Below are 1525 nucleotides of genomic sequence, written 5' to 3'. Positions count from 1 at the left end.
CTCCATTGTAAAGGGTTTTTTCATTATATAACGACTTGTTTATTGAACATTCTTTGTATTTTTAATGATCAGTACCTTTTAATGCAACGCTAGTGTTACAATATATATTATATGAAGGAATGCTTTACTATTTATACTGAAAATAAATATACCAAAGATCTAAAATCTTTGGCACCCTTGCTTCTCCATTATATACGGTTGAGAGCTGGTTAGAAATTCGTATATATAATTAAAAGGGATCCCTCCGTCATCGGAGAAACCCTCTATACCAGTATCAATATTAAGAATCCTATTCATGATTGGCGTCATCATCTTGAGGAATACTTATTTGAACTATAAATTTCATAAGCAAAGTATCCAAATAGTAAACCTATTCCAGACCCTAAGCTAATTCCATTCAGAAAAGCAATTTGAGAATACATGCTGAAAAACAAACTAACAACAGTACCTATTAACATTCCAAATGGTATCAAACTATCCAATAACATTTGTGAATTTTTCGATTTTTTCTTTCCTAAAGTACCTTGTTTGTACTTATATTGAAGCCTTTTTATCACAAATATTACAATTGCAGACACAATAAGCAGGGGGGTTATGCTAGATAAAATTTCTATATAAATTTTGACGTTAAACCCTCCAATCCTCTATAAATCAAATTCATAAAACAACTGGGCCTTTTGATAACTCATCTTATTATATCAGGGCCTTTCTTTTTCGTGAACAAAACAATTGTTTGCAAATTCATAAATACGCTGATCTTTCGTTTGAGTGAAAAATTGAAGCTTTACGACAAAGATGTCGTCATATGCTTTAAATTCTTTGCTATCTATCGCATTTAAAATCGCTCGGTACACATTTTTGATGATCTATTTTTATGTTTAGTTATAGTAACTTGGCAGTCTCTTCCAAAGAAAAGTGCCTTGATGAGATTCATGTGCCTCAGGGCAGAGATTTGCCTCCGGCTTCTTTCAGATTGCCAGTCATCCCGGACACCATTGCGGTTGGCTAGCGGTTATAATCCTAAAGCTTGTGCACATTACCAGGCATACCAAAAAAGAGTCCCTCCATCAAAGGAGAAACCCTTCTATACCAGTCCTTCTATGAAAGCTTCCAAGCGGATTCGAACCGCTGACCCCCACCTTACCATGGTGGTGCTCTACCGGCTGAGCTATGGAAGCATAAAAATGGCTCCACAGGCAGGATTCGAACCTGCGACCGATCGGTTAACAGCCGATAGCTCTACCACTGAGCTACTGTGGAATAGTAAAATGTGCCCGGCAACGTCCTACTCTCGCAGGGAAAACCCAACTACCATCGGCGCTGAAGAGCTTAACTTCCGTGTTCGGCATGGGAACGGGTGTGACCTCTTCGCTATCGTCACCAGACACTTTTATTTAATTGATATGAAGAATTGTATCGTTTTTCTTGTCGAAAAGCAATAGGATCATCCTTCAAAACTAGATACCGACACACACGGTTGAAACAAAAATCAATTGAAGAGAAGGCCTCGATCGATTAGTATCCG

General features: G+C 37.6%; 1 protein-coding gene, 2 tRNA genes and 1 rRNA gene. All 4 read right to left on the bottom strand.

Going from position 1 to position 1525, the window contains the following annotated elements:
- Positions 1-308 precede the first annotated feature (308 nt).
- The 4 genes from EV213_RS21175 to rrf all read right to left on the bottom strand — a co-directional run bounded on the left by EV213_RS21175 (position 309) and on the right by rrf (position 1385).
- Positions 309-614 carry a hypothetical protein gene (locus EV213_RS21175; protein ID WP_133582431.1) on the bottom strand — a complete coding sequence of 102 codons (306 nt, stop codon included), beginning with the start codon at positions 612-614 and terminating at the stop codon, positions 309-311.
- Between the two features lie 491 nt (positions 615-1105).
- Positions 1106-1178, bottom strand: a tRNA-Thr gene (locus tag EV213_RS20515).
- 7 nt (positions 1179-1185) lie between these two features.
- A tRNA-Asn gene (locus EV213_RS20510) sits at positions 1186-1260 on the bottom strand.
- Positions 1261-1272: 12 nt separating this feature from the next.
- A 5S ribosomal RNA gene (gene rrf / locus EV213_RS20505) occupies positions 1273-1385 on the bottom strand.
- Positions 1386-1525: the final 140 nt, after the last annotated feature.

Origin of the sequence: Aureibacillus halotolerans (assembly GCF_004363045.1) — a bacterium.
Lineage (GTDB): Bacteria > Bacillota > Bacilli > Bacillales > DSM-28697 > Aureibacillus > Aureibacillus halotolerans.
This window is presented reverse-complemented; position numbering and strand designations above follow the sequence as displayed.